Genomic DNA, 2,964 nt, shown 5'->3' with positions numbered 1-2,964 from the left:
AAAGTTTGGTTAAGTCCTCGATCGATTAGTATCAGTCAGCTACACATGTCGCCACGCTTCCACCTCTGACCTATCAACCTGATCATCTTTCAGGGATCTTACTAGCTTGCGCTATGGGAAATCTCATCTTGAGGGGGGCTTCATGCTTAGATGCTTTCAGCACTTATCCCGTCCACACATAGCTACCCAGCGATGCCTTTGGCAAGACAACTGGTACACCAGCGGTGTGTCCATCCCGGTCCTCTCGTACTAAGGACAGCTCCTCTCAAATTTCCTACGCCCACGACGGATAGGGACCGAACTGTCTCACGACGTTCTGAACCCAGCTCGCGTACCGCTTTAATGGGCGAACAGCCCAACCCTTGGGACCGACTACAGCCCCAGGATGCGATGAGCCGACATCGAGGTGCCAAACCTCCCCGTCGATGTGGACTCTTGGGGGAGATAAGCCTGTTATCCCCGGGGTAGCTTTTATCCGTTGAGCGATGGCCCTTCCATGCGGAACCACCGGATCACTAAGCCCGACTTTCGTCCCTGCTCGACTTGTAGGTCTCGCAGTCAAGCTCCCTTGTGCCTTTACACTCTACGAATGATTTCCAACCATTCTGAGGGAACCTTTGGGCGCCTCCGTTACATTTTAGGAGGCGACCGCCCCAGTCAAACTGCCCACCTGACACTGTCTCCCGGCCCGATCAGGGCCGCGGGTTAGAATTTCAATACAGCCAGGGTAGTATCCCACCGACGCCTCCACCGAAGCTAGCGCTCCGGCTTCTCAGGCTCCTACCTATCCTGTACAAGCTGTACCAAAATTCAATATCAGGCTACAGTAAAGCTCCACGGGGTCTTTCCGTCCTGTCGCGGGTAACCTGCATCTTCACAGGTACTATAATTTCACCGAGTCTCTCGTTGAGACAGTGCCCAGATCGTTACGCCTTTCGTGCGGGTCGGAACTTACCCGACAAGGAATTTCGCTACCTTAGGACCGTTATAGTTACGGCCGCCGTTTACTGGGGCTTCGATTCAGAGCTTCTCCCAAAGGATAACCCCTCCTCTTAACCTTCCAGCACCGGGCAGGCGTCAGCCCCTATACTTCGCCTTGCGGCTTCGCAGAGACCTGTGTTTTTGCTAAACAGTCGCCTGGGCCTATTCACTGCGGCTCTCTCGGGCTATACACCCTACCAGAGCACCCCTTCTCCCGAAGTTACGGGGTCATTTTGCCGAGTTCCTTAACGAGAGTTCTCTCGATCACCTTAGGATTCTCTCCTCGCCTACCTGTGTCGGTTTGCGGTACGGGCACCTCCCGCCTCGCTAGAGGCTTTTCTTGGCAGTGTGGAATCAGGAACTTCGGTACTATAATTCCCTCGTCATCACAGCTCAGCCTTTATGATGAGCGGATTTGCCTACTCATCAGCCTAACTGCTTGAACGCGCATATCCAGCAGCGCGCTTACCCTATCCTACTGCGTCCCCCCATTACTCAAACGGCGGGGAGGTGGTACAGGAATATCAACCTGTTGGCCATCGCCTACGCTTTTCAGCCTCGGCTTAGGTCCCGACTAACCCTGAGCGGACGAGCCTTCCTCAGGAAACCTTAGGCATTCGGTGGACAAGATTCTCACTTGTCTTTCGCTACTCATACCGGCATTCTCACTTCTAAGCGCTCCACCAGTCCTTACGGTCTGACTTCACAGCACTTAGAACGCTCTCCTACCACTGACATCAAAGATGTCAATCCACAGCTTCGGTGATACGTTTAGCCCCGGTACATTTTCGGCGCAGAGTCACTCGACCAGTGAGCTATTACGCACTCTTTAAATGGTGGCTGCTTCTAAGCCAACATCCTGGTTGTCTAAGCAACTCCACATCCTTTTCCACTTAACGTATACTTGGGGACCTTAGCTGGTGGTCTGGGCTGTTTCCCTTTTGACTACGGATCTTATCACTCGCAGTCTGACTCCCATGGATAAGTCTTTGGCATTCGGAGTTTGACTGAATTCGGTAACCCGTTGGGGGCCCCTAGTCCAATCAGTGCTCTACCTCCAAGACTCTCACAACATGAGGCTAGCCCTAAAGCTATTTCGGAGAGAACCAGCTATCTCCAGGTTCGATTGGAATTTCTCCGCTACCCACACCTCATCCCCGCACTTTTCAACGTGCGTGGGTTCGGGCCTCCATTCAGTGTTACCTGAACTTCACCCTGGACATGGGTAGATCACCTGGTTTCGGGTCTACAACCACATACTAAACGCCCTATTCAGACTCGCTTTCGCTACGGCTCCGCCTTATCAGCTTAACCTTGCATGGGATCGTAACTCGCCGGTTCATTCTACAAAAGGCACGCCATCACCCGTTAACGGGCTCTGACTACTTGTAGGCACACGGTTTCAGGATCTCTTTCACTCCCCTTCCGGGGTGCTTTTCACCTTTCCCTCACGGTACTGGTTCACTATCGGTCACTAGGTAGTATTTAGCCTTGGGAGATGGTCCTCCCAGCTTCCGACGGAATTTCACGTGTTCCGCCGTACTCAGGATCCACTCAAGAGGGAACGAAGTTTCAACTACAGGGTTGTTACCTTCTTCGACGGACCTTTCCAGGTCGCTTCATTTACTTCGTTCCTTTGTAACTCCGTATAGAGTGTCCTACAACCCCAAGAGGCAAGCCTCTTGGTTTGGGCTAATTCCGTTTCGCTCGCCGCTACTCAGGAAATCGCATTTGCTTTCTCTTCCTCCGGGTACTTAGATGTTTCAGTTCCCCGGGTCTGCCTTCAATATCCTATGTATTCAGATAAAGATACTGTTCCATTACGAACAGTGGGTTTCCCCATTCGGAAATCTCCGGATCAAAGCTCACTTACAGCTCCCCGAAGCATATCGGTGTTAGTCCCGTCCTTCATCGGCTCCTAGTGCCAAGGCATTCACCGTGCGCCCTTTCTAACTTAACCATTAGCGAATAAATGGTACAACA

Annotated in this window: 1 rRNA gene; it reads right to left on the bottom strand. The window is 52.3% G+C overall.

The annotated features are described in order from the left end of the window. Positions 1-5: 5 nt before the first annotated feature. Positions 6-2,941 (bottom strand): 23S ribosomal RNA (locus tag ACH6EI_RS27650). Between the last annotated feature and the right edge of the window lie 23 nt (positions 2,942-2,964).

The organism is Priestia sp. JSM ZJ58 (assembly GCF_044383985.1).
GTDB classification, from domain to species: domain Bacteria; phylum Bacillota; class Bacilli; order Bacillales; family Bacillaceae_H; genus Priestia; species Priestia zanthoxyli.
Note: the sequence above shows the minus strand (reverse complement) of the source record. Positions and strands in the feature narration are given on the sequence as shown.